A 24,619-nucleotide genomic window follows, 5' to 3' on the forward strand; every position below is an offset into this window, starting at 1 on the left:
CCCGTACCGCTCGGGCGACCTATGATCGCGGCGCCCCCGCGTGGCGGCAGGAGGACCGGCCGGCGCACGGGCACCGTCCACCCACCCCCGAAGGAAGGCCCGTTCGATGCTTTTCAGACCGCCCCCCTCCCGCCGGACCCGCGCGTCGGCCGCAGCCGTGGGAGTCGCAACCGCCCTGGCAGCCGCCCTGCTCGCGCCGCCGGCCGGGGCCGCGCCGATGGTGCAGCGGCCGACCGCCTACGTCGACCCGCTGATCGGCTCGGCCAACGGCGGCAACACCTATCCCGGAGCCACCGCCCCGTACGGAATGATCGGCTGGTCCCCGACCAGCACCAAGGGCGACCAGACCGACACCGCGGCCGCCAACGGCTACGACTACAACACGACGCGGATGCGGGGGCTGAGCCTCACCCATGTCAACGGCGCCGGCTGCGCTCCGGGCGCCGCGGGCGACGTACCGATCATGCCGTTCGTCGGTGACGTCACGTCCTCCCCCTCGGCCGACACGAAGGACGCGGTCTACGCCTCCGGCTTCAAGCACGAGAACGAGAGCGCCACTCCCGGCCGCTACCGGGTGGGGCTCGACTCCGGCGCGTCGGCGGACCTCGCCGTCAGCCCGCGGGCCGGCGTGGCCGACTTCGCCTTCCCGGCAGGGAAACCCGCCAGTCTGCTCTTCCGCGTCTCCAACTCGCTCAACGGCAGCGAGGACGCCCACGTCGACATCGACACCGCCCACCGCAAGGTGACCGGCTGGGTGCTCACCGGCGCCTTCTGCGGCCGCCGCGCCAACGGCGGCACCAACAACCGCAAGAGCTATTACAAGCTGTACTTCAGCGCCTCCTTCGACCGGGCCTTCTCCACACACGGGACCTGGCGGGACGGGACGCTCTCGCCGGGGTCCGTCTCCGGTTCGGGCGGCGAGGGCTACGCGACGGGAGCGGACCGCGCGGGCCGCGGTTCGGGCGGCTGGGTCGGCTTCGACACCTCGTCCGACAACGATGTCAGGATGCGTCTCGGGATCTCGTACGTCAGCCTCGGGGGCGCCGAGACCAACCTGCGCGAGGAGATCGCGCCCCGTGCGAGCGTCGCGGACGTAGCGCGGAGCACCAGCCGCGCCTGGGACCGCGAGCTGCGTGCGGTACGGACCGGCGGCGGCAGCACCGCGCAGCGCACCACGTTCTACACGGCGCTCTACCACTCGCTGATGCAGCCGAACCTGATCAGCGACACCGACGGCCGCTACCCCGGCATGGACGGCGCCCCGCACCGGATCGAACGGGGGCAGCGGGCGCAGTACAGCAACTTCTCCGGCTGGGACCAGTACCGCGCGCAGATACAGCTGCTCGCCGTCCTCAAACCCGAGGTGGCCGGTGACTTCGCGCAGTCGCTGTACAACTTCTCCCGGCAGAACGACGGTGTGTGGGACCGCTGGGTGCACATCAGCGGGGCCACCCATGTGATGACCGGCGACCCGACCGCGGCGACCCTGGCGACCTTCTACGCCATGGGCGTACGGAACTTCGACTACCGGGGCGCCTTCGACTCCCTGGTGCGCCAGGCCACCGTTCCCCGGCCGGACGACCTGTCGGACGCCGGGTGCCCCGGACAGTGCACGGGCCAGCGCCCCAACCTCGCCCAGTATCTGGTCTCGCACTACGCGCCCCAGGACGTCTGCCACTGCTGGGGCGGCGCCGCCGAGACGCTGGAGGACGCGGTCGCGGACTCGGCACTGGCGAAGTGGGCGAAGCTGCTCGGCCGGACGGACGAGGCCGCCCGGTTCACCGCACGCGGTGCGTGGTGGCGCAACGTCTTCAACCCGCAGGCCACCGCGGACGCCGGCTACATCCAGGCACGCAACGCGGACGGTTCATGGGTGACGCCGTTCAGCGCGGGCAGCGACCTCGGGTTCGCCCAGGGCACCAGTGCGACCTACAGCTGGATGGTGCCGCAGGACGTCCAGGGACTGGCCGCCGCGATGGGCGGCCGGCCGGCCGCGGCCGAGCGGCTCGACGGCTTCTTCCACACGGCGGACGGCGCATGGTCGGTCAAGGGCGGCGACGCACTGCGCTACGACCCGACCAACGAGCCCGGCATCCACGCCCCGTGGCTCTACAACGCGCTCGGACAGCCCTGGAAGACGCAGGCCACCGTCCGGCAGATCCTCGACACCGTGTACGGCACGGGTCCGGCCGGACTTCCGGGCAACGACGACCTGGGCACCATGTCCGCCTGGTACGTGTTCTCCGCGCTGGGTCTGTATCCGCAGACGCCGGGCAGCGCCGTGATGCTGGTGGGCGCACCGCTGTTCCCGAAGGCGGTCGTCAGCCGTGCGGGCCGGGGCGACATCACCCTCGACGCGCCGGCGGCGGACGCGTCTCATCCGTATGTCAGCGGGCTCTCGGTCAACGGCCGTGGCAGTGACCGTTCCTGGACGGACGCGCATCTCGTCACCTCGGGCGGAAGCCTGGCCTACCGGCTGTCGGACCGCCCCGACACCACCTGGGCCACTGCTCCCGGCAGCCTTCCGCACTGACCGCGCGATACGCCGACGACGGCAGCGGGCCCGTGGCCCCGGCCCGGTCCAAGGCCTTCAGTGCACCCCGTACGGGGCTTGCGCTCAGGGCTTCCCGCTGTCGTCGTCCTCCGCGCTCTCGGCGACCTGCTGGAGCGTTCGTCCGGTACGGACCGAGCGCGCCCGGCGGGGATCCGTCGGGCCGTGGCTCTCCGGGGCCGCCGTCCGGGGCCGCCCGCCGGTCCTGTCCCGCGCCGTGCCGGTCTTCTCCCTCGCCTTGATGAGCAGCCAGGCCTCGGGGTCGGTGCTGTCACCGCCTCCGTGGAAACGCGTCAGCGCGTACTCGCCGTGCAGCTTGGTCCCGTCCAGCCAGAAGGTCGCGTGCCCGCGCTCGATGGACTCCGCGAACGGAACGGTGCGGCCCCGGCGGTCGTGGCTGAGCGGCCGGTAGGTGCCCTCGTCCCAGACGATGACGGTGCCGCCGCCGTACTCGCCCTTCGGGATGACCCCCTCGAACTCCCGGTACTCCAGCGGGTGGTCCTCGGTGGGTACGGCGAGCCGCTTGTCCTTCGGCTCGGCGGACGGCCCCTTCGGCACGGCCCAGGACTTGAGTACGCCGTCCACTTCGAGCCTGAAGTCGAAGTGCATCCGGCGCGCGTCGTGGATCTGCACCACGAAGCAGGGTGCGTCACCCTGCCCCGGCGTCCCGCCGCGAGGCTCCGACGTCGTCCCGAAGTCCCGCTTGCCGCGGTACTTTTCCAGAGGTTCGTCGTCGCTCATGTCCGGTGCCTTCCTCGCGTTCATACGGCGGGGGCGCCCGACGGCGCGGCCGGTCCGCTTGTGGCCGGGCCCTGTTGGGAGAGCGGGCGCGCGATGTCCTCCAGTGACCTGCCCTCCGCGTCCACCGCGAAGAACAGGGCCACCACCCCGGCGGCGACCATCAGCGCGGCACCGATGCAGAACGCGATGACGGCGTCCGAGACCACACCGCTCGATGTGAGACCGGAGAAGACGAGCGGCCCGGAAATACCGCCTGCCGCCGTGCCGAGCGCGTAGAACAGGGCGATCGCCAGAGCCCGGGTCTCCATCGGGAAGATCTCGCTCACTGTCAGGTAGGCCGAACTGGCCCCGGCCGACGCGAAGAACAGCACCACGCACCAGCACACCGTCATCGTCGCCGCGTTGAGCCACCCCTGGTCGAAGAGCCAGGCGGTCACGAACAGCAGCAGCCCCGAGAGGATGTACGTACCCGAGATCATCTTCTTGCGCCCGATGGTGTCGAAGAGCCTGCCGAGCAGCAGCGGGCCGAGGAAGTTCCCGAACGCGATGACCGCGAAGAAGTACCCCGTCGTACCGCTGGAGACGCCGAAGAACTTCACCAGGATGGAGCTGAACCCGAAGGTGATGGCGTTGTACAGGAATGCCTGGCCGATGAAGAGCGAGAAGCCGAGCGTCGCCCGCTTGGGGTAGGCGCGGAAGAGCGTCCGGCCGATCTCGACGAAACTGACGCTTCTGCGCTGCTCGATGGTGATGGCCCGGCCCGCTTCCGGCAGTGGCGCGCCCGTCTCCTTCTCGATCTCCTTCTCGACGCCGTCGACGATCGCGTTCGCGCCGTCGGACTGTCCGTGGATGAACATCCAGCGCGGACTCTCCGGTACGTGCCTGCGCACCAGGAGGATCACCAGACCGAGTACGACGCCGAGCGCGAACGTGAGGCGCCAGCCGATGTTCTCGGGGAAGATGCCGGTGTCGAGGGCCAGCACCGAGAGCAGGGCGCCGGCCATCGCGCCGAGCCAGTAGCTGCCGTTGATGATCAGGTCGACCCGGCCGCGGTACTTGCTGGGAATCAGTTCGTCGATGGCCGAGTTGATGGCGGCGTACTCGCCGCCGATGCCGAAGCCGGTGAGGAACCGGAAGAGGAAGAACCACCAGGCCGAGAAGGAGAGCGCGGTCATCGCGGTCGCCGCCAGATAGACGGCGAGGGTGATGAGGAAGAGCTTCTTGCGGCCGAAGCGGTCGGTGAGCCAGCCGAAGACCAGCGCACCCGAGCAGGCACCCGCCACATAGAGTGCGGCTCCGAGCCCGGTGACCTGGGAGTCGCTGATGGACAGTCCGCTGCCGCTCTCCGAGAGCCGGCTGGCGATGTTGCCCACCACGGTGACTTCGAGACCGTCGAGGATCCAGACCGTTCCGAGCCCGATCACGATCATCCAGTGCCAGCGGGACCAGGGCAGCCGGTCGAGCCGCGCTGGCACCTCGGTGGTGATGGTGCCGATGGCGGGGCCTCCGGCGCTGCTCATCAGATTCCTCCTGCGTGCGGCGGCTCCGGGACAGCCGGGGTTCATTCGCTGCCCAGGAGATCATCCACACAAACAGGGGAGCGCGCCTTCGGAACACGCCCGTACGGCCCAGTGCGCACCGGCGCACGCCCCGGTGTGACGGCCCCGTCAAGGGCGAACACACCGTGAAGATCCGGAAACGACAGTGCCCGCCTCCGGCACAGGCCGGAGGCGGGCACACCGCCGGATCAGGCGGGGACGATGTTCTCCGCCTGCGGGCCCTTCTGGCCCTGCGTGATGTCGAAGTTCACCTTCTGGCCCTCCTGCAGCTCGCGGAAGCCCTGAGCGTTGATGTTGGAGTAGTGGGCGAAGACGTCCGGGCCCCCACCATCCTGCTCAATGAAGCCGAAACCCTTTTCCGCGTTGAACCACTTAACGGTGCCACTGGCCATGATTGCCCTCCAAGGGGACTCGAAGTCGGCTCCCGCACTTCGCGGGAGCCGTGAGGTGATCGCCCTGGTCCTCGGAGACGCCGAACAGCAGACCCGCCCGTGCATGTACGCACGGGCGAGAGGTACTTCGGAACCACGACAGCTGGGTGAGACGCTACACGGCCGAACGCGCGGTGACCCCGTCGGCTCATCCGTTGAGCCCCTCCTGGCACACATCCGGCCGTTTCATTGCGTTCGATATGACGATCAATGTCCCACTCGCCCCCGCCTCCGGGCACTCGAAAGTGCGAATGAAGATCAGTACAGAAGAAATTCACGCACCGTCGCGTCGCGCTCCACGACGTGCCCGGGTAAGCCCTCATCATTGGCATGGACCTGATCGGCAGCTACGCTCCGCCGCCGGAGGCTGCGGGATCCCGGCTTCGGAAATAAAATGCAGATAACGGTCTCCGGACCCACGAACCGTGACCGTCGGAGAGGAGAGGCCCGACGGGCCGGTACACGGCCTGATCCGCGACCACGGGCCCCGGTCGCGGTCCGGGAACAAACGCACCGCGGAGCCGCTCATGAACCGGCGTCGTCCTCCTCGTTCCGCAAGCGCCGACGAGCTCCTCACCACGCTCCACCAGCTCACTGCCCGGGCCCGGCGGGAAGTGGAGCTCCATCAGGCGCGGGTCGAACTGGCCGAGGCACTGCAGCGCGAGATGCTCCCGGCCAGCCTCCCCGGCCTGCCCGGCCTCCGTACCACGGCCCGCTACACCCCTGCCCGCAGCGGGCTGGACATCGGGGGCGACTGGTACGACGGGTTTCCGCTCCCGGACGGTTCGCTCGGGTTCGCCATCGGCGACGTACAGGGACACGACGTCGAGGCAGCCGCCTTCATGGGCCAGATCCGGATCGGAATGCGGGCCATCGCCAGGACCGCGGCAGACCCCGGCGAGATCATCGGCCGGACCAACGACCTGCTGCTCTCGGTGAACTCCACGCTCTTCGCGACCTGCACTTTCCTGCGCTTCGACCCCGTCACCTGGGAGATCGACAGTGCCCGCGCCGGACATGTCCCGGCGGTCTGGGCCTCGGCGGACGGGCGGACGGGCATCATCGATGACGAAGGGGGCCTGCCGCTGGGCGTCCAGGAGAAGGAGCACTATCCGGTCACCCGGCGGCGGCTGACCGAGGTGGGTGCGTTCGTACTGATCACCGACGGGGTGATCGAGGGACCGTCCTTCCCCATCGAGAAGGGCCTTGAGGCCGTCATGCACCGGGCGGGCGCCCATGCGGGTGCCGACGCCGACGTACTGGCTGACGAGATCATCAAGGCCGCCGCGCTCACGGGACACCAGGACGACGCCGCCGTGCTCGTGCTGTGCCACGACAGCGGACCCGGCAGGACCGCGTGACAGCCGGGCCAGGCGTGTCTTGCCCGGCCGGGGCTCGGGACACGGTGTCTGATAGGCGCCGTGATCCGCAGTGAGACAGCCAGAGGCGCGACGGTAACCGCCCTGCGGATTCTCGGTGTCGCCATCGCGTACTACGTGTCCGGCCGGATCGGACTGCTGCGGCAGGTGACCGTCCACGGCGCGGTGGTCACACCGCTGTGGCCGCCGACGGGCGTCGCGCTGGGCTGCCTGCTCTACTGGGGCCTGCGGGTCTGGCCCGGCATCGCGGTCGGTGCCCTGCTCGCCGTCGCGTCCACCGGCCCCTCGATCGACCTCGCCGACATCGGCATCATCGCGGGCAACACGCTCGCCCCCGTGTGCGCCCTGCTGATGCTCCGCCGGGCGGACTTCCGGATGGACCTGTCCCGGCTGCGGGACGGCATCGCCCTGATCTTCCTCGGGGCGCTCGGCTCCATGCTCATCAGCGCGACCATGGGCAGCACCATGCTGCTCCTTGACGACAAACTCCCCAAGAGCGGTTTCTGGCCGGTCTGGTTCGCGTGGTGGGCCGGGGACGCGATGGGTGTGCTGATGGTGACCCCGATGCTGCTGCTCCTGCGGCGGGCCCGGATGCCCCGGCGTACGGACCGATGGGTGGAGGGCGGTGCGCTGGTGGTGACCGCCGCCGTGGTGGTCCCGGTGGCGACCGGGAGCCACTACGCCCTGCTCTTCCTGGTCTTCCCGCTGCTGATCTGGGCGGCACTCCGTTTCGAGCTGGCGGGCAGCGCGCCCTGTGCGCTCCTGGTGGCCGTGCTGGCGGTCGTCGCGGCCACCGGGCGCGCGGGGTCCTTCACCGGCCTCACGCTGTTCGAAGCGATGATCGACCTCACCGCGCTCAACGGGTCAGTGGCGCTGACCGGCCTGCTGCTCGCCGCGATCGTCACCGAGCACAACAACGTCCGCCGCCGGATCGAGCGGGCCTGCGAGGAACTGGCCGACGTGGTCGACCAGCTCGCGCCCGCGGAGCAGCGGCGCGGATGGCCGTCGTCGGACACCCGGCGCGACAGCGGCTGAGGAGGCGGGTTCCGGCTGCCGAACCACCTCTTCAGCCGCTGTCGCGCCGGGGGCGGCTCACTGACCGAGGTCCGCGACCCACTTGTCCGTGCCGACCACGTCCGCCTGACGGGGGAACACCTTTTCGGTCAGTACCCGGTGCACCTCCGGATCTCCGTCGAGGCAGCAGTCCTCCAGCACGGTCAGACCGAAGTCCAGGTCCGCGGCCTGCCTCAGGGTCGAGAGCACGACGCCGCTGGTGGCGATCCCCGTGAGGACGAGGCTGTCCGTCCCGCGGGCCCTGAGCACCAAGTCGAGGTCGCTCCCGGCGAAAGCGCTGACCCGCTTCTTGGTGACCACGACGTCGCCGTCCCGGGGCGCCGCACCGGGGTGGATCCGGGCGGCGGGATCACCCTCGGCGAAGGCGGGACCGCCCGCGCCCGCGAGCGCGCTGAACGTCTTGTTGCGCGGGCTGATTTCGGGATGTCCGGTACGGAATCCGATGACCACGTAGATCACCGGCATGTCTGCCGCACGCGCGGCATCGATCGCCCGGCCCAGCCGTGGCAGATACCCGGGGTCCTGGCCGAGCCGCTCGACGATGCCCTGCTGGACATCCATCACCAGGAGTGCGCTGTTCGTCATGTCTCTTTACCTTTCGCGGTGTTGCCGGGTTCCGGGGACCCGGGGGATTCATGCTTCGGGGCCTCAGGGGCTCCGCCGGAGGTGCGCACGGTGTGGTCGGGCGCGCCGGAGCCGGCCGGGCTCCCGGCGCCTGCGGGCCGGCCACCCGGTCCGGCCTTGTAGTGACGGCCGCGCAGCAGCGAGGCGAGCGCGGCCACCAGCGCCATCACGGTGGCGACGCCGAAGACGGTGACGAGCCCGTGGTGGAACGGGCCGGAGACGAGTTCGGGGAAGAACTCCTTGCCGGTCAGCGCCATGACGTTGTGCGTGGGCAGCTTGTCCAGCACCCCGCTGGGTTCAAGGAGGTGGCTGATCGGGTTCTTGCCGAGGAAGGTGGCGAACAGCGTGCTCACCGGTGGCAGTCCGGCCACCTGCTGTGCCGTCCCCGCGGGGACACCCTGCCCCTGCAGACCGCTGCTCAGCGCGTGCGGCAGTGTCCCCGCGAGGCCGGAGATCATCAGGGAGAACGAGAGGCCGATCGACAGGGCGGTGCCCGAGTTCTGGAAGGTGGAGCGCATCCCCGACGCGACTCCGCGCTGCTCCGGCGGCACACTGCCCATGATCGCCGAGGTGTTCGGGGCGGAGAACATCCCCTGGCCGAGGCCGCTGAGCAACAGCAGAGCGGCGAATCCGGGGTACGAGAAGTTCACCGGCAGGAACAGCAGGCCGACGAATCCGCCGGCCACGAGAAGGAGTCCGGTGGTCGAGAACAGCCGGGCGCCGTAGCGGTCGGAGAGGAAGCCGGAGAGCGGCCCCGCGATGAGGAATCCGACGGTCAGCGGCAGCATGAAGATGCCTGCCCAGAGCGGGGTGCTTTCGAATTCGTATCCGTGCAGCGGAAGCCAGATGCCCTGCAGCCAGATGATCAGCATGAACTGGAGCCCGCCACGGGCGATGGCGGTGAGCAGGGCGGCGAGGTTCCCGGCGGCGAAGGCACGCACCCGGAACAGGCCGAGCCGGAACATCGGTTCGGCGACCCGGGTCTCGATGAGGCAGAAGGCCACGAGCAGCAGCACTCCGGCGCCGAGCCCGCCCAGCACCATGGGGTTGGTCCAGCCGGTCGGATGGCCGCCGTAGGGCTGGATTCCGTAGGTGATGGCGGCGAGCAGCAGGCCGGCGCCGCCCGTGAAGGTGAGGTTGCCTGCCCAGTCGATGCGGCCCGCCGTGCGGGCGCCGGTCTCACGCAGGCTGCGGTACGACCAGATCGTGCCGAACACCCCGATGGGCACGCTGACCCAGAACACCGCGCGCCAGTCGATGGTGGCCAGCAGGCCGCCCGCCAGCAGGCCGAGGAACTGCCCGGCCAGGGCGGTGATCTGGTTGACACCCAGGGCCATGCCGCGCTGCCGGGCGGGGAACGCGTCGGTGAGGATGGCTGCCGAGTTCGCGGTCAGCATCGAGCCGCCGACCGCCTGCACGACACGGAATCCGATCAGCCACAGGGCGCCGGGGCCGCCCTTCAGCGGATCGAGCGAGAGGGCGAGCGAGGCGCACGCGAAGATCGCGAAGCCCATGTTGTACATCCGGACCCGGCCGAACATGTCGCCGAGCCTGCCGAGCGCGACCACCAGCACCGCGGAGACCAGCAGATAGCCGAGGATCATCCAGAGCAGATAGCCGATGTTCCCCGGGGCGAGCGGGTCGAGCCCGATGCCCCGGAAGATGGCGGGCAGCGAGATGATCACGATCGAGGCGTCCATGGTCGCGATCAGTACGCCGAGCGTGGTGTTGGAGAGCGCGATCCATTTGTAGCGCTCCCCTGCCGCCTCGGCGCTCCGGCTGCGGCTCGGGCTGCCGCTCCGGCTCGCGGGCATTACAGCCGCTCCGCGAGCCGGTCGAGGAGCGGCACGACCGCGAGCAGCCGCTGCCGCTCGGCGGGCGTGAACTCCCCGTCGAGGACATCGGTGAGCCGCTGGACGGACTCCGACCTGCGATCGATCAGCACCTTGCGGCCGGCGTCGGTCACCGCTATCACCGCGCGCCGTCCGTCACGGCTGTCCGGCTCGCGGCTCACCAGTCCGCGCTCCTCCAGTGCCCCCAGCGTCGATGCCATCGCCTGCGGGCGCACCCGCTCCAGCTCGGCGAGCGATCCGGGGGAATCCGCTCCGTCCCGGCTCAGCCGGGAGAGCACGGACGCCTCGGAGAGCGTCACGTCGCCGACCCGGTGGGCCTGCCGGAGCCGGCGGGCGATCCGGGCCACCGCCAGCCGTATGGACGCCGCCGCCGCGGCGGCGTCCGCCGGTTCCGCGCTGTCCCCCATGGTCCCGGTCACGCCATCACCCCCGTTGTCGTTCCGGCTCCTGCCGGTCCACGTCCTGCCGGTCCACGTCATGCAGGTCGAAATAATAACAATAGGCTTATCAAGCAGTCATAACAACTGGGCAGTTCGGGTCCTGGCACCCGAGGACAGCCGTTCGGCGCAATGCGGTGCTGGACGGCTTTCCCCCCTCCCACCTGGCCTTTTGCGTCCCGGAATCAGTGCCGGCCACCAGACGTCACAGCTCGTGGCGCCGGCTCCCGTCCTAGCCTTCGAACGACAAGGCCACGCGGCGGACGCCGACGAGGTACCCACGTCCGCGCGACAACTGCCGCTGCTTTCCGGTCCGGGTTCACCATGAAGGAAACTGCCATGGACGACGGCCTGCCCACGCCCGGCCCGGCCACCGGAACGCGCCGGCCGGTGGGCCGTCCTGTCCGGGTGCCGCGGGCGCAACGGCTGCCGGACGCGGCGCCCCCGCAGTGGCACCGCGGGCTGACCGTCGTCGCGATCACCAGCCTGTTCATCGGCACCCGCACCCTCTGGACCCAGGCCACCACCTCACACCCCGTCGTCGCGGCGATCGTGACGGTCTGTTACGCGGGGATCCTGACGTGCGGCGTCCTCGCCCTCGCCGTACGCGGGCGCCGTGCCCTGACGAAGGTGGACCTGGCGGTACTGGGTCTCGCGATCGCCCTGGTGCTCTGCCACTACTGGCTGAATCACGCCGGTTCGGACGAGGGTGTGCTGACCGCTCAGGCCGCGAACGCGATCCTGCACGGCCGGCCGGTCTACGGCCAGCCATGGCCGTGGCTCTTCGGCACGCCGAAGGTCGGGGTCACCAAAACCATGTCGGGCGGCGCCGACTACACCTACGCCTATCCGCCACTGACCGCGCTGATCGCCGCTCCCGTCCACGCCGTGGTGCACTCCACGGCCGCGGCGACCCTGGTGACCACGGCGGCGCTGCTCGTCGGCACAGTCACCCTCTGGGCCCTGCTCCCCGCGCCGTGGCGTCCGGCGGTCACCGCTGTCTGCCTGGGCTTCGGCCTGCTGCCCGGCTATGCGAGCTCGGGCTATCCGGCCGTCGTGGCGCTGGCCTTCCTCGTCCCGGTCGTCGTCCGCTGGCCCGACACCGGCGCGGGCGGACGCCTGGGACGGTACGGAGTGTTCCGGGCGATCTGCCTCGGCGCGGCCTGCGCCGGACAGCAACTGGCGTGGTTCATCCTGCCGTTCCTGCTGATCGGCATCCACGCCGTGCGCCGCGGCGAGCTGGGCGGGCGGGCGGCACTCCGTGTGGTCGCCCGTTACGCCGGTACGGCCGTCCTCACCTGGGCCGTGCTGAACGCCTACTTCGCCGTTGACAACTTCCACGGCTGGCTGGAGGGATCGCTGCTGCCCATCACGCAGGGCGCGATCCTGCACGGCCAGGGCGCCATGGGCATCTCCTACTACTTCACCGACGGCAGCAGCCGCCTGGACTTCTACTCCTACGCGAGTCTGCTGCTGCTCCTGGGGCTGCTCGGCGCCACCCTGCTCTTCGTACGGCGGCTGGGTCCCGCCCTCACCGTGCTGCCCTGGCTGTCCTTCTACCTCGCCACGCGTTCCCAGGACGGCTACTTCCTGCTGATGACCCCGCTGTGGCTGGCGGCCGCCGCCACCGTCCCGGCCTCCGCGCTCGCGACCGCCTGGCAGCCGCGAATCCCGCGCGTGTGCTCGCTCCGGGCCAAGGCCGTGGTGGCCACCGTGCTGGTCGTACCGTCCATGCTCTGCCTGACGGTGGCAGCGGCGAGCTCTCCGCCGCTGCGTATGAGCGTGACACCGCGGCTCACCGACCGGCCCCACCGGGGCATCACATCGGTGCTCGTGCAGGCGGTGAACACGACGGGGCGAGCGATCTCGCCGCACTTCGCCAGCCGTACCGGTCAGGGGGCGTCCGGCTGGTGGACCATCCGCTCGGGCCCGGCCACCATCGCCCCGCACGCCTCCGCCTCGTATGTCGTCAGCCCGCCGGGCGGTTTCCGCAGGCTGCCCCGCAACGGCGCCCGGTTCTATCTGATCGCGGTGAGCGACAAACCGATGACCATCACCACCGCCGCACTGCCCTCGGCCCCCTCCGCCGCAGCCCCGCAGCCGGTCCGCTCCCCCGGGCCGCCCGCGTACGCCGCCCCCGGGCGCATCGGCGGGTGCGGCACGGACCGGGCTGGGCGGATGCGTTCCTGCCCGGCGGGCGGTGGGGGCGGGCCACTGTGAGCGGAGCGCGGCGCCGGGGGCCCCGGCCGGACCGCCGGGAACAGGACAGCCCGTCGAGTTCACTGGTGTCGGTCCCCGAGCTCAGCGAGGAACAGTCGACCCTGCTGCGGCTGGTCGGGCACGAGTGGGGGCGGGTGTCCGCGGAGCCCGCGGCCTGGCGCCATGCTCTGCCCGTCGATCCCGATGTGGGCAGTTTCCCGGAGCCCGCGCAGATCGTACCGGCCCGCTTCGGCCGCTTCGTGCCGGTGGCTCCCCTTGTCGGCCGGCCGGCCGGTTCGGGCGCCCGCGAGGTCGAGGTCGGCTGGGAGGGGGCCGGCGATACGGGCAGGACACGCGCCCGGATCCGGCGCGCGGTGCTGGGTGCGCCGCTTCGGAGTTCGGCGGTCGCGCGCGAGCGGATGCGCAAGCTGGTGGCGCTGCCGGTGCTGTCGGCGGACGCGCTGTCGTCGGTGGCGTACGGCCCGGAGGCGCTGCTGGCGGTGCTGGTGCTGGCCGGCGCGCCGGGGCTCCGGTACTCGGTTCCGGTGGCGCTGGCGATCGTCTTCCTGATGCTGGCCGTCGGAGTCTCGTACCGCCAGACGATCCGCGCGTATCCGCAGGGCGGCGGTTCGTACATCGTCGCCACGGACAATCTCGGCCGGCTGCCCGGACTGGTGGCGGCGGCCGGTCTGATGACCGACTACATCCTCACCGTCGCCGTCTCCATCTCGTCCGGTGTGGCCGCTGTGACCTCGGCGCTGCCGGGGCTCGCGGGCGATGCCGTACCGATCGGTGTCCTGGTCGTCGCCCTGCTGCTCGCCGGGAACCTGCGCGGTGTCCGGCAGGCGGGTGCCCTCTTCGCGGCGCCGACGTACGCCTTCATCATCGCCATCGCCGCGCTGGTCGCATTCGGTCTCTACCACGCGGCAGGCCGGGGTTTCGCCCCGGTGCCCACGCCCCCGCAGCACGCGGTCGAGGGGGTCGGCCTGCTGCTCGTGATGCGGGCCTTCGCATCGGGTTCGACGGCCATGACCGGTATCGAGGCGATCTCCAACGCCGTACCGGCCTTCCAGCCGGTCCCCTGGCGCAACGCACGCACCACGCTCTCCTGGATGATCGGCCTGCTGGTCGCCCTCTTCGCCGGGACGGTCGCCATGGTCCATCTGGAGGGCGTCGTTCCGGAGTCCGGGGAGACCGTGCTCTCTCAGCTGGCCCACCGCAGTTTCGGGTCCGGCGGCATGTACGTCTTCACCCAGGTGGCGACCGCGCTGGTGCTCCTTCTCGCCGCGAACACCGCGTACAACGACTTCCCCCGGGTGCTTTTCCTCCTCGCGCGCGACCATCACGCGCCCCGGGTCTTCCTGCGGCTCGGCGACCGGCTGGCCTTCAGCAACGGAGTCATCCTGCTCTCCGTGGCCGCCGCGGTGGTCTATGTGGCCTTCGACGGCAAGACCGATTCGCTGATTCCGCTGTACGCCGTCGGGGTCTTCCTCGCCTTCACGCTCTCCCAGAGCGGCATGGTCGTGCACTGGTGGCGCGCCCGCAGCCGGCACTGGCGCAAGAGTCTGTGCTTCAACGCCACCGGCGCGCTGCTGTCCGCCGTCGTCTTCATCACGGCCGGAATCACCAAGTTCACGGAGGGCGCCTGGCTGGCGCTGGTCACCGTGGCACTGTTCCTGCTGGTGACCACGCGGATCCGCCGCCACTACGACAGGGTGGGCGAGGCGCTGCGGCTGCACCCGCAGACGATCGAGGTCCCCAGCCGAACGATCACGCCGCGCTCCGGGAGTTCGCTGCCCGCCGTACGGCCCCTCAGCCCACCGGGTACGGCGGAGCCGGCGGCCGGGGCCGCGCAGGAGGACCGGGAGTCCGAGGACTCACCGGAGTCGATCAGCCATCTCTCCGTCGTCCTGCTCGACTCCCTGCACCAGGCGAGCATGCGCGCGCTCGCCTATGCCGCCTCCCTGCAGCAGCCGGTTCTCGCGCTGCACGTCAGCGCCGGTGACGAGGACGCCGAACGGTTCCGCGAGGCCTGGCTCCTGTGGGGCGACCACCTTCCGCTGCGGATCGTCATCTCGCCGTACCGCGCGACCGTCGCTCCGCTCATCGGCTACATCGAGTCGCTGCACCATCAGCGCCCGGACCTGACCATCACGGTGATCCTGCCGGAGATCGTCGTACGCCACTGGCGGCACCGCCTGCTGCACAGCCCGCTCGGCGGGCGGCTGCGGCGTGCGCTGCGGCCCCTGCCGAAGATCGTGGTGACGACGGTGCCCTTCCACATCTGAGTCTGTGCCCCAGCCCGTATCCGTCCGAGTCCGGGTCCACATCCGAGTCCGGGTCTGTGTCCAGGTCCAGGTCCAGGTCCGCGGCGCTGCCGTTGCCGTCGTGCGGGGAATACAGTGGAATCGAGGTAATGATTTATCCGTTTTGTCTGCCTGTTGAGGCTGCTCCCGGTTCCCGGGACTACAGCCCAGGGAGGTCGTGCCACCAATGAACTCCGAACGCGCCGAACGGCTGGTGACCGCGCTGCGCGCCCGCGGGGTGATGGCGCATGTCGCCGAGGTGGGTGTCTACCAGTTCGGGGTCCGCGTCGTCATCGACTGGAACATCGAGGCGCTCTGGGACACGGACGGGGCGGCGGGGCTCGACGCACAGGTGCTCAGCGACGGGATGCTGGTGGGGTTCGTCCCCCACATCGGAGGCTCGGAGGACTTCACCGAGCAGCAGTTCGTCGAGGCCATCGCGACCACGAGCTACTCGACGGAGGGCCTCCGCCCACCGACCAGGTCCGAGACCGAGACCGGCAGAGGTACGAGCACCGGGACGGCTGCGAGTGCAGGCGCGGGCACAGGCACAGGCACCGACGCGGGCGGCGTGAGCGAGCCGGATCTTCCGTCGGACATCCCGGGTGCTCCCGCTCCCCCGCCCCCGGCGGCGGACCGGCCGGCCGGTCCGCCTGACCACCGCAGGCCGAAGGGCCGCTGGTGGCGCCGCTGACAGGCGCGGTCCGGACCGGCGGCATCCGCTCCAGCGGCTGGATGCTATTCGGTACGCGACGTGTCAGTCGGCACGCGACAGCGCCGGCAGCGGCAACGGCAACCCCGGCAGGCCGTCGATACTGGTCGCGACGTGCTCCTTCTTATGGAAGTACGCGTCGAGCGACTCATCGGTCTCACGTGCGAAGCGCGACGCGTGCAGCGGCCGGTCCTCGTCATAAGTCAGGAACGGGACGGCGTACCCGCAGGTGTCGCGGATCTTCTCCGCGGTCACGACGATGATCGCGCGCAGGCCGTGCCGGGTCGGGTCGATGTCCGGGAAGTACCCCAGCAGCTCGCGCCACCGTGGATCGTCGCGGAAGACAGGCTCTCCGCGGCCGTGCACACGCACGATGTTGGGCGGGCCGTCGAAGGCGCACCACATCAAGGTGATGCGGCCGTTCTCGCGCAGATGGGCAATCGTCTCGGCATTGCTGCCGGCGAAATCGAGATAGGCCACGGTGACTTCGTCGAGCACCGCGAACGATCCTGTCAGGCCCTTGGGTGAAAGATTGACGGTGCCATCGCCGTCCAGCGGCGCCGTCGCGGTGAAGAAGATGTGCTGCGCCTCGATGAAGTCACGCAGCCTGCCGTCTATCCGCTCGTAGCTCTTTCCCATGGGTCGATTATGGCGGGCCTGCGGTCCCCCGCTCAGGGCAGATGCAGGAATCAGGCCACGCCAGGCCCCCTGGGTTGGGACTACGGGGTCTCCGGTCTCCCCCAGCCGTGAGCCGACAGGATGAGCCAGTTGTAGGACGACCGGCTCACCCCCGGAAATGGAGTCAGCCGGTCGTCCTACAACTGGCTCATCCCATTCCGGGCGCACCCCAGACCGGGAACCACCGGGCGAGGTCGGGCTCGATGCGCAGGTCGTCCCCCAGGACCGCCTTGACCTGGAGCTCCAGTGCACTGTTCCGCTTCTCCGTACCGTCCGGCATCGGCGCGAAAGGAAAGAACGTGCCCCGCTTGTACAGGTAGACCAGCGCGAGCGGACGCTGCTCGCCGTCCTTGAACGCGAGCAGCGAGCAGAGCAGCTGCGGGCCGAACCCGCCGTCCTCCAGCAGCGAGTTGACCGCGTGCAGGTCGTTGACGAGCCCTGCCATGTCGTCGGGCGGCTGCTGGGCCAGTAGCCAGGTGTAGCCGTACGAGTCCTGGCTGAACCGGACCGGGGAGCCGCCGCGCCCGGTGTCCGCGTCGAGCAGTTCCTCGACGTCCTGCTTGATGCGGGCGAAGCCGCCGCCCTCGACACCTGCGAAGCAGACGGACCCCATCCCTGTGGGGGTGAATCCGGCACCCGCCTCAAGGGTGAGTGCGGCGGACGGCAGGGCGAACAGCTGGTCCAGATCGGGGCGGACCGGTTTGCTCCGGCCGAGGATGCTGTCGAGAAATCCCACGAGACGTACTCCTACGGGGTCAACACGGCCGGACGCCGGACGCCCAGCGCTCTTCGGTCACGGACGGATGCGCCGGGCCCCGTACGACGAGCCGCGGGCCGCGGTGTCACGGGCGGGCGAGTTCGGTGGAGATACGGGCGAGCTGGTCCAGCCGCTGTTCGAGCGTCGGGTGGGAGGAGAACAGGCGGCTCAGGCTCTCCTGCGAGGAGAACGCGGGCATGAAGTAGAAGGCGTTGTACGGCTCCGCCTTCCGCAGGTCCTCGGTCGGGATCCGCGCCATCTGGCCGTTCACCTTGGTGAGCGCCGATGCGAGAGCCGACGGGCGGCCGGTGAGCAGGGCGGCGGCCCGGTCGGCGGAGAGCTCCCGGTAGCGGGAGAGCAGCCGGGTCAGCATGAAGCTGATCACGTACACCACGGCGCTGACCAGCGGGACGAGCACGATCGCGAGGCCGAGCGGTCCCGCGTTCCTGGCACTGCGGGCCAGGCCGCTCCACAGGGCGACCCGGGTGATCAGTCCGGCCAGCACGCCGAGGAACGAGGCGATCGTCATCACCGCGGCGTCGCGGTGGGCGACGTGGGACATCTCGTGCGCGAGAACGCCCTCAAGCTCCTCGGGTTCCAGCCGGCGCAGCAGACCGGTCGTGGCGCAGACCAGTGCGGTGCGCTCGCTGCGGCCGGTGGCGAAGGCGTTCGGGATATCGCTCCGGGCGATGGCCACCCGTGGTTTGTCCATGTCGGCCAGCGCGCAGATCCGGTCGATGGCGCCGTGCAGTTCGGGGGCCTCTTCGGGGGTGACCTCGTGCGCCCCCATGGTGACAGCGGCGATCTTGTCGCTGAACCAGAACTGAGCGATGAAGAGCGCACCCGCGACCGCCACAATGACCACCCAGGCACCGTGCAGCAGGACGAGCAGCACGCCGACCAGGACGACGTACAGCAGTCCGATCAGGAACATGGTGGTCACCATGCGCGTGGTGAGACCGCGGTCGAGGGTGTAGCGGCTTCGGGTCATCTTTGTCTCCTGTAGAGGTTCTCCCCCTTCGTCAATTGTCCTCCTTCCGCGTAAAGACAGGGTATGCGGCGGGTTCTGGTAATTCTCCGTTCTGCCGGATACCCGGCCCCCGGCAGCGGCGCCGGACGAACGCCGGGGCACGCCGGTGCCGCGGACCACCCCAGGTGTCGGGACGGTCCGCGGCACCGGCGGTGTCACCAGGCGACGGGCAGTTCGTGGACGCCGTAGACGGCCATGTCGGTACGGAAGTTGATCTCGTCGAGCGGGCGGTCGAGCCGCAGGCCGGGCAGACGGCGCAGCAGAGCGGGGTAGGCGAGCTGGAGCTCGACGCGGGCGAGGTTCTGGCCGAGGCACTGGTGGGGGCCCGAGCCGAACGCGAGGTGCCTGCGGGCCTGCCGGTCGATGTCGAGCCGGCCGGGCTCCTCGAAGACCTCCGGGTCGCGGTTGGCGACATCGGTGGCGCAGATGACCGCTTCACCGGCCCTGATGAGCTGCCCGCCGACCTCGATGTCCTCGGTGGCGACGCGGCGCCGCCCCAGGTGGGTGATGGACAGATACCGCAGCAGTTCCTCGACCGCGCCCGCGACCCGCTGGGGGCTGCCGTCGCGCACGGCGGCCAGCTGTTCGGGGTTCTGGAGCAGCGCGCAGGTACCGAGGGCGATCATGTTGGCCGTGGTCTCGTGCCCGGCCACCAGCAGCAGCCGCGCCTGTTTGGCGCATTCGTCACGGGTGCTGATCCCGGTGACCAGATAGTCCGCGGCGAGCCGGCTGAGCAGGTCGTCGCCGGGGTGCTCCGCCTTCTTCTGCACCAGGTCGCCCAGGTAGTCGACCAGTTCCTGCGAAGCGTCCAGGGCGTCCTGCGCGCTGCTGCGGGTGTCGACGATGACGGCGCTCGCCCGCTGGAAGAACCCGTGGTCCTCGTACGGGACGCCGAGCAGCTCGCAGATGACCAGTGAGGGCAGCGGCAGCGCGAAGGACGTGACCAGGTCGGCGGGCGGCCCGGTCTTCTCCATGTCGTCCAGCAGTTCGCCGATGATGCGTTCTATGCGCTCCCGCAGCGCCTGGGTCCGTTTGATGGTGAAGTCACCGGTGAACCGCTTGCGCTGCTCGTTGTGTTCCGGTTCGTCCATCGTGATGAACGTGCGGTTGTGGGCGCGGGTCGCCTCGCTGCCCGCGCTGAAGCTCGGGTAGGCGGGCCGCCTGTTGTCGGCGCTGATGCGCTCGTCGCGCAGCAGCGCCACCTGGTCGGCGTGCCGGGTGACGTACCAGGCCGTGGCGCCGTTCCAGAGTGTGACCTTGGAGATCGGCTCCGAGCTGAGCAGCCCGGCCATCTCCGGCGGCGGGTCGAAGGGGCATCCGGCGGCGCGGCGGGTGGTGTACGCGGGTGATGCGGTGGGGACCTCGGTCATCGTCGTCCTTCCACAGTGGGGTGTGAGGTGTTCCGGGAGCCGGGCCGTCCGGTCAGGACAGGGTGATGGCGGCGGCCGGGCAGATCTGCGCGGCCTCCCGCACTGCGGCGTGCTGTTCGGCGGGCGGGCTGCTGTTCAGTACGACGACGATCCCGTCCTCGTCCCGCTGGTCGAACACGTCGGGGGCGGCGAGTACGCACTGGCCCGCAGCACAGCACTTGTCGGTGTCCACGGTGATCTGCACGTCGTTCCTCCAGCACTAGGGGATGGGCGCGTTACTTAACAAAAGTAACTTCCCATCGCGGACGGTAGTACTCCGTTCACCTCCCGGGGAACCCCCGGTCCATGCATGGGGCATCTTTCTGGCCACTTCCCGGACCGGCCACCGGGACAGCCCGGACGCACCATCGGTCCCGGTCAGTCCGTGCGAGTGGGGAGCCGGAACATGCGGCGTACGGGATCATCGTGGCGTGGCCCATCCCGAACCCGGCGGCTCCGCCGCCCAAGACCTCTACAGATCACTCGCCGACCTCGCCTACACCATGGCCGGGAACCGTGCGCACATGCGGCTCCGCGTCCAGGCGGAAGTCGCGGTCGACCGCGCCTCCCTCGCCCTGCTGCGTACCCTCACAGCGGCGCCGTCCCCGCTGCGGATGGGCGAGATCGCGCAGGCCCTGCTGGTGCAGGCGCCCCATGTCACCCGGGAGATCCGCAGCCTGGAGGAGCGCGGCCTGGTGCGCACGGTCCGGGAACCGGGCGACCACCGGGCCCGCCGTATCGCCGTCACCGAGGAGGGCCGTGAGGTCGTGGAACGCGCCGAGGAGGCCGGCCGGCGCTGGCTCGACGACGCCCTGGAGGGTTTCGCCCCGCACGAGCTGATCACGGCGGCCGCGGTGATCAGCCGTGTCGTCGAGGCGTACCGCAACCCCGGAGCAGAGGCTCCTGCGCAGAATCCCTGAGCACAGCCGGGAGCCGCGCGGCCCCGGGCGGCGCGGACGAATGGCGCGATTACGGGGTCTCGCCCACTCCCCCCGCACCGCGCCCCCTCGCCCCCTCGCCCCGGGTGCACGCAGTACGCCCCCGGCGTCCGTGACGTCGAGGGCGTACGCGTATACGGACCGGTGGGGGTCCCGTGGCAGGGCGGTCAGGCGCTCTGCCAGAGCCGGGTCATCACCCGTACACCGAACCGCAGTCCTTCGAGCGGCACCCGCTCGTCCACTCCGTGGAAGAGCCGCCCGTAATTCAGGTCGTGCGGGAGCTTGAGCCCCTTGAAGCCGAAGCACCGGATGCCCAGGTGGGTGAAGGCCTTGGCGTCCGTACCGCCCGGATTGCAGTACGGCACCGGGTGGCCGTCCGGGTCCTCGGCGCGCACCGCGTCGCACATCGCGTCCACCAGCGGGCCGTCGAACGTGGTCTCCATCGCGAGGTCGTGGTTGACCCACTCCCGGCTGACCGAGGGCAGCAGCAGGGAGTCGATGGTGTCGATCAGCTCCTGCTCGTGGCCGGGCAGGAAGCGGCCGTCGACCCGGGCCGTGGCCCGGCCGGGGATGACGTTCGTCTGGTAGCCGGCCTGGAACATGGTGGGGTTCGCGGAGTTGCGGAGCACCACCTGCATGAAGTCCGAGACCGGGCCGAGCCGGGCGAGACTGCCCTCGATGTCGTCCTCGTCGAACTCGACCCCGTACAGCCGGGCGGCCTCGGCGAGCAGGGCCCGCACCGGCTCGATGAGGCGGATGGGGAAGGTCTGGCGCCCGATGCGGGTGAGCGACTCGGCGAGATCGGTGACGGCGTTCTCGTCGTTGGGCGACGAGCCGTGACCGGCCCGGCCGGTGGCGGTCAGCTCCATCCAGGCCATCCCGCGCTGGGCGTTCTCGATCGGGTAGAGCCTGCGGGTGTCGTCGATGGCGAAGGAGAATCCGCCGCCTTCGCCGATCGCCTCGGTGACCCCGTCGAACAGCTCGGGCCGGTTCTCGACGAGCCAGTGGCCGCCGAACCTGCCGCCCGCCTCCTCGTCCGCGAGGAAGGCCAGGACCAGGTCCCTGGAGGGTCGGGTGCCGGTCCGGGCGAAGTGGCGGGCGGTGGCCAGCATGACGGCCACCGTGTCCTTCATGTCGATGGCGCCGCGGCCCCAGAGGTAGCCGTCGCGGATCTCTCCGGAGAACGGCGGCACCTGCCACTCGGAGGCGTCCGCCGGTACGACGTCGAGGTGGCCGTGGACCATCAGCGCACCGCGCTCACGGTCCGCGCCCTCGATACGGGCGATGACGCTGGCCCGTCCTGGCGCGCTCTCGATCAGCTCGGACTCGATACCGGCCTCGGCCAGCCTGGCCACGACCCAGTCGGCGCAGGCGCGTTCATTGCTGATGGGGTTGGAGGTGTCGAAGCGGATCAGTTCGGCACAGAGGTCGACCACTTCGCGCTGTGCCTCTTCGGAGGCGGGGACCAGTCCGGACGCGTTCGTGTCGGGGTCAGGGGTGTTCATGCCGCTCCCACGGGGGTGTTGTTGTCGGCGACGGGGAGGTCCGGGGAGGCCTCCACCGCCGATGTGCCGTACGGCTTGATCCAGCCCAGCAGGCCGAGCGCCGCGTACAGCACGAATGCGGTGATCAGGGAGTTCAGCGCGGGGATGCCGCCGTCGTAGAACTTGCCGACGCAGAACGCCGCGATCCAGATGACCAGGGACATCGGGACCCAGGTGGGCGAGGTGGCCGGCAGGGTCTGCGCCTCGCGGGTCTCGTCCAGTGGCTTGCGCATCCTCCGGACGATCCAGTACTCGGCCACGATGATCCCGCCGATCGGCGGGATGGCGACGCCCAGCAGGGACAGGAAGTCCGTGAAGTGGGTCATGATGCCGACCGCCGACAGCAGGGTGCCCGCGAGCCCCAGCACGATGGTGACCGCGCCGCGGTGCAGACGCTTGCCGAAGACGACCTGGAAGAAGTTGACGACGCCGAGCGAGGAGCCGTACAGGTTCCAGTCGTTGACCTTGGCGGTGGACATCAGCACCACGACCACGCCGACCGCGCCCGAGGTGCTCAGCACGATCTGCGAGACCTGGTTGCTCTTGACGAGGTGGCCGAGCAGTACGCCCGTCATCCCGACGATGTACTCGGAGAGGATCATCGACGAAGCGCTCTGCAGAAAGACGTGCGAGCCCTTCTTGTTGAAGCGGGTCATCTCCGGCGCGACGATCGCACCCGTCATGAAGCCGCCCGCGATGGCGGTGGCGGCCACCGCCAGCGATATGTGCTGGGCCGGCGCCGGCGAGTGGACCAGGTCCATGAAGGAGTGCTTGGTCAGGGTCGAGATGACCGACCAGGCGACCAGCGCGAAGAACAGCGGCGTGACGATCTTGGCGAAGACGGCCATGTACTTGAAGCCGAAGATGACCAGCAGCGTGACGGCCAGCCCGGCCAGCACGCACCACATCCAGGAGGGGCCGCCGACCAGCGAGGAGACGCTGTCCCCGAAGATCGTGTTCTGTACGCCGAACCAGCCCACCAGGCTGACCGCGATGACGAAGCTGACCAGCGCCGAACCGTTGCGGCCGAAGCCGACCCAGCGGGTGAGCAGCGGGGTCGCGAGACCTTCGCGCATTCCGGCCAGGCCGATGGCGAAGATCACGATCTCCAGGGTCACCGCGCCGAGCGTGAAGGCGAGGAACGCCTGGCCGAACGTCATGCCGACACCGATGGTGGCGCCGAGCGTGAACTGGGAGATGGACCCCGACTGGGCCAGCCACTGGAGCAGCATGCTGCCGAAGCCGAAGCGCTTGTCGCGCGGGACGCGGGACAGTGCGTAGTCGTCGCTGCCGATGCCCGTGGTGGCTTCGTCAGCGGGTGGTGAAGTTGCCATTCATGACTCCCTGGGCTGGCGGCCGAGGGTCTGCAGGTGCGACAGCGACCCATAGCGGTTGACGAGGTTGTCGAACTCCACCGTGTCGTGGAAGTCGAGTTGCCCGGCGGCGTAGACCTTGGCGGTCTCGACGGCGAAGCGGGCGGCGGAAGCGATGTCCGTCTCGTGGCTCGCGCCCGTCTGGCAACCGGGCACCGCGGCAGCCGACGTGATGGCGAGGCCGACGACCGGAGCGGCGGTCGCCGTGGCGGGCTGCAGAATCGAATTGATGTGGTGTGCCCCATTACCGTACGGAGTGATGTCCTGTGTCGTCACGGGGTATGTGACCAACGGCTCACCCGTCACGACGGCGAGCAGCTCACCGAGCTGCTCGCTCACCCGCAGCACCCAGCCCTCCTTGACGGTGGGCGACAGGGCGAGGCCCTTGTGGTTGATGATGCGGTTGCCCTTGGTGGTGTCGATGGAGAGCACCGCCTCCATCTCGTCCGTGACCTCGTGGCGGTTCATGGTGGCGATGTCCACCGGCGAGCCCATGAACGGCACCGGGTCGTGCGGTTCGGTGGGCGCGTCCGGGCAGATGTGGGTGGCGACGATCACGTCACCGGGCAGGACATCGCCGCGGCGGCGCATATCGAGCAGCTTGGCGGCCGTGGCCAGCGCGGCGGCGGCTCCGTCGGCGTCCGAGACGAGTCCCGTCACCTCCGGCCGGGCGCCCACTCCCCCGAGCCGGCCGACCACACCGAGGGTGCGGGCCGTACCGCCCGAGGACCGGCCGTGGCTGCCCGGGATGCGGATCTGTACGAAGTCGGTGGAGCCGCGCTCACCGGCCACCGTGGTGATCCCGGCGCCCGACCCCTCGGGACCCGCTACCGCGTCGAGGTACTCGACGACGCGCTTTCCGTCGGCCGCGGGATCGTCCAGCAGATCCACGATGTCCAGGACGTACTTCAACATGAGGGGCCTTTCTCGCTGCGTCGCACCCGCTGAGTTCCGGGGGTGCTGACAGCAGATTCGGGATCCGATAGCGTTGAGCGCAACTGTTTCCCTCTATTTGCAATTCGGG

General features: G+C 70.1%; 21 protein-coding genes. 7 read left to right on the forward strand and 14 right to left on the reverse strand.

The features are described from left to right. The first annotated feature begins 106 nt into the window (after positions 1-106). A complete protein-coding gene (locus tag OHB13_RS01850; protein WP_328375077.1) occupies positions 107-2,533 on the forward strand; it encodes a GH92 family glycosyl hydrolase in 2,427 nt (808 codons plus the stop codon). 84 nt (positions 2,534-2,617) lie between these two features. Here OHB13_RS01850 and OHB13_RS01855 read toward each other — a convergent pair whose 3' ends face one another. From OHB13_RS01855 to OHB13_RS01865, 3 genes are all read right to left on the reverse strand, one after another. After that, positions 2,618-3,292 (reverse strand): DNA polymerase ligase N-terminal domain-containing protein, encoded by a 675-nt coding sequence (locus tag OHB13_RS01855; RefSeq protein WP_328375078.1) that lies wholly within the window; start codon positions 3,290-3,292, stop codon positions 2,618-2,620. Positions 3,293-3,312: 20 nt separating this feature from the next. Beyond that, positions 3,313-4,812 carry an MFS transporter gene (locus tag OHB13_RS01860; protein WP_328375080.1) on the reverse strand — a complete coding sequence of 500 codons (1,500 nt, stop codon included), beginning with the start codon at positions 4,810-4,812 and terminating at the stop codon, positions 3,313-3,315. 227 nt (positions 4,813-5,039) lie between these two features. After that, a complete protein-coding gene (locus OHB13_RS01865) occupies positions 5,040-5,243 on the reverse strand; it encodes a cold-shock protein (RefSeq protein WP_164262258.1) in 204 nt (67 codons plus the stop codon). 566 nt (positions 5,244-5,809) lie between these two features. Between OHB13_RS01865 and OHB13_RS01870 the strand changes: the two genes are divergently transcribed. Beyond that, positions 5,810-6,643 (forward strand): PP2C family protein-serine/threonine phosphatase, encoded by an 834-nt coding sequence (locus OHB13_RS01870; protein ID WP_266859945.1) that lies wholly within the window; start codon positions 5,810-5,812, stop codon positions 6,641-6,643. A 60-nt stretch (positions 6,644-6,703) separates the two neighbouring features. Then, positions 6,704-7,696 (forward strand): MASE1 domain-containing protein, encoded by a 993-nt coding sequence (locus OHB13_RS01875; protein WP_266859943.1) that lies wholly within the window; start codon positions 6,704-6,706, stop codon positions 7,694-7,696. 57 nt (positions 7,697-7,753) lie between these two features. On the opposite strand, the gene OHB13_RS01880 is transcribed toward OHB13_RS01875, so the two are convergent. From OHB13_RS01880 to OHB13_RS01890, 3 genes are read right to left on the reverse strand one after another with little or no spacing between them, the layout of a single operon-like run. Continuing rightward, positions 7,754-8,320, reverse strand: a complete 567-nt coding sequence (locus OHB13_RS01880; RefSeq protein WP_328375083.1) for a cysteine hydrolase family protein — start codon at positions 8,318-8,320, stop codon at positions 7,754-7,756. Then, positions 8,317-10,173 carry an MFS transporter gene (locus OHB13_RS01885; RefSeq protein ID WP_328375085.1) on the reverse strand — a complete coding sequence of 619 codons (1,857 nt, stop codon included), beginning with the start codon at positions 10,171-10,173 and terminating at the stop codon, positions 8,317-8,319. The genes OHB13_RS01880 and OHB13_RS01885 overlap by 4 nt, the downstream gene beginning before the upstream one ends. Then, entirely contained in the window at positions 10,173-10,631 is a 459-nt protein-coding gene (locus OHB13_RS01890) for a MarR family winged helix-turn-helix transcriptional regulator (protein ID WP_266859937.1), read from the reverse strand. The genes OHB13_RS01885 and OHB13_RS01890 overlap by 1 nt, the downstream gene beginning before the upstream one ends. A 357-nt stretch (positions 10,632-10,988) precedes the next feature. On the opposite strand from OHB13_RS01890, the gene OHB13_RS01895 reads away from it, so the two are divergent. From OHB13_RS01895 to OHB13_RS01905, 3 genes are all read left to right on the forward strand, one after another. Further along, a complete protein-coding gene (locus OHB13_RS01895) occupies positions 10,989-12,869 on the forward strand; it encodes a hypothetical protein (protein WP_328375088.1) in 1,881 nt (626 codons plus the stop codon). Positions 12,870-13,267: 398 nt separating this feature from the next. After that, the gene (locus tag OHB13_RS01900; protein WP_328380195.1) at positions 13,268-15,136 is read left to right on the forward strand and encodes an APC family permease; all 1,869 of its coding nucleotides are present in this window, start codon (positions 13,268-13,270) and stop codon (positions 15,134-15,136) included. 205 nt (positions 15,137-15,341) lie between these two features. Further along, entirely contained in the window at positions 15,342-15,848 is a 507-nt protein-coding gene (locus tag OHB13_RS01905; protein ID WP_328375090.1) for a hypothetical protein, read from the forward strand. Positions 15,849-15,911: 63 nt separating this feature from the next. Here the strand turns inward: OHB13_RS01905 and OHB13_RS01910 are convergent, their stop codons facing one another. The 5 genes from OHB13_RS01910 to OHB13_RS01930 all read right to left on the reverse strand — a co-directional run bounded on the left by OHB13_RS01910 (position 15,912) and on the right by OHB13_RS01930 (position 19,945). Beyond that, positions 15,912-16,505: a pyridoxamine 5'-phosphate oxidase family protein gene (locus OHB13_RS01910; RefSeq protein WP_328375092.1), complete on the reverse strand. Its 594-nt coding sequence runs from the start codon at positions 16,503-16,505 to the stop codon at positions 15,912-15,914. A gap of 187 nt (positions 16,506-16,692) precedes the next feature. Then, positions 16,693-17,280 carry a PspA-associated protein PspAB gene (pspAB, locus tag OHB13_RS01915; RefSeq protein WP_328375094.1) on the reverse strand — a complete coding sequence of 196 codons (588 nt, stop codon included), beginning with the start codon at positions 17,278-17,280 and terminating at the stop codon, positions 16,693-16,695. A 106-nt stretch (positions 17,281-17,386) separates the two neighbouring features. Then, on the reverse strand, positions 17,387-18,292 hold the full coding sequence (htpX, locus tag OHB13_RS01920; RefSeq protein ID WP_266859929.1) for a zinc metalloprotease HtpX: 906 nt from the start codon (positions 18,290-18,292) through the stop codon (positions 17,387-17,389). A 194-nt stretch (positions 18,293-18,486) separates the two neighbouring features. Next, the gene (locus OHB13_RS01925; protein WP_266859928.1) at positions 18,487-19,701 is read right to left on the reverse strand and encodes a cytochrome P450; all 1,215 of its coding nucleotides are present in this window, start codon (positions 19,699-19,701) and stop codon (positions 18,487-18,489) included. A gap of 52 nt (positions 19,702-19,753) precedes the next feature. Beyond that, positions 19,754-19,945, reverse strand: coding sequence for a ferredoxin (locus OHB13_RS01930; protein WP_266859927.1), 192 nt, complete (start codon positions 19,943-19,945; stop codon positions 19,754-19,756). Positions 19,946-20,171: 226 nt separating this feature from the next. Between OHB13_RS01930 and OHB13_RS01935 the strand changes: the two genes are divergently transcribed. Next, on the forward strand, positions 20,172-20,660 hold the full coding sequence (locus OHB13_RS01935) for a MarR family winged helix-turn-helix transcriptional regulator (RefSeq protein ID WP_266859925.1): 489 nt from the start codon (positions 20,172-20,174) through the stop codon (positions 20,658-20,660). 185 nt (positions 20,661-20,845) lie between these two features. Here OHB13_RS01935 and OHB13_RS01940 read toward each other — a convergent pair whose 3' ends face one another. Genes OHB13_RS01940 through OHB13_RS01950 form a run of 3 tightly spaced genes read right to left on the reverse strand, consistent with a single transcriptional unit; the run spans position 20,846 to position 24,510 of the window. After that, positions 20,846-22,183: a M20/M25/M40 family metallo-hydrolase gene (locus OHB13_RS01940; RefSeq protein WP_328375098.1), complete on the reverse strand. Its 1,338-nt coding sequence runs from the start codon at positions 22,181-22,183 to the stop codon at positions 20,846-20,848. After that, a complete protein-coding gene (locus OHB13_RS01945) occupies positions 22,180-23,556 on the reverse strand; it encodes a cytosine permease (protein ID WP_266859921.1) in 1,377 nt (458 codons plus the stop codon). Before OHB13_RS01945 ends, OHB13_RS01940 begins: the two co-directional genes overlap by 4 nt. Next, the gene (locus OHB13_RS01950; RefSeq protein WP_266859919.1) at positions 23,557-24,510 is read right to left on the reverse strand and encodes a DUF1177 domain-containing protein; all 954 of its coding nucleotides are present in this window, start codon (positions 24,508-24,510) and stop codon (positions 23,557-23,559) included. Positions 24,511-24,619: the final 109 nt, after the last annotated feature.

It is taken from the genome of Streptomyces sp. NBC_00440 (genome assembly GCF_036014215.1).
Classification (GTDB): domain Bacteria; phylum Actinomycetota; class Actinomycetes; order Streptomycetales; family Streptomycetaceae; genus Streptomyces.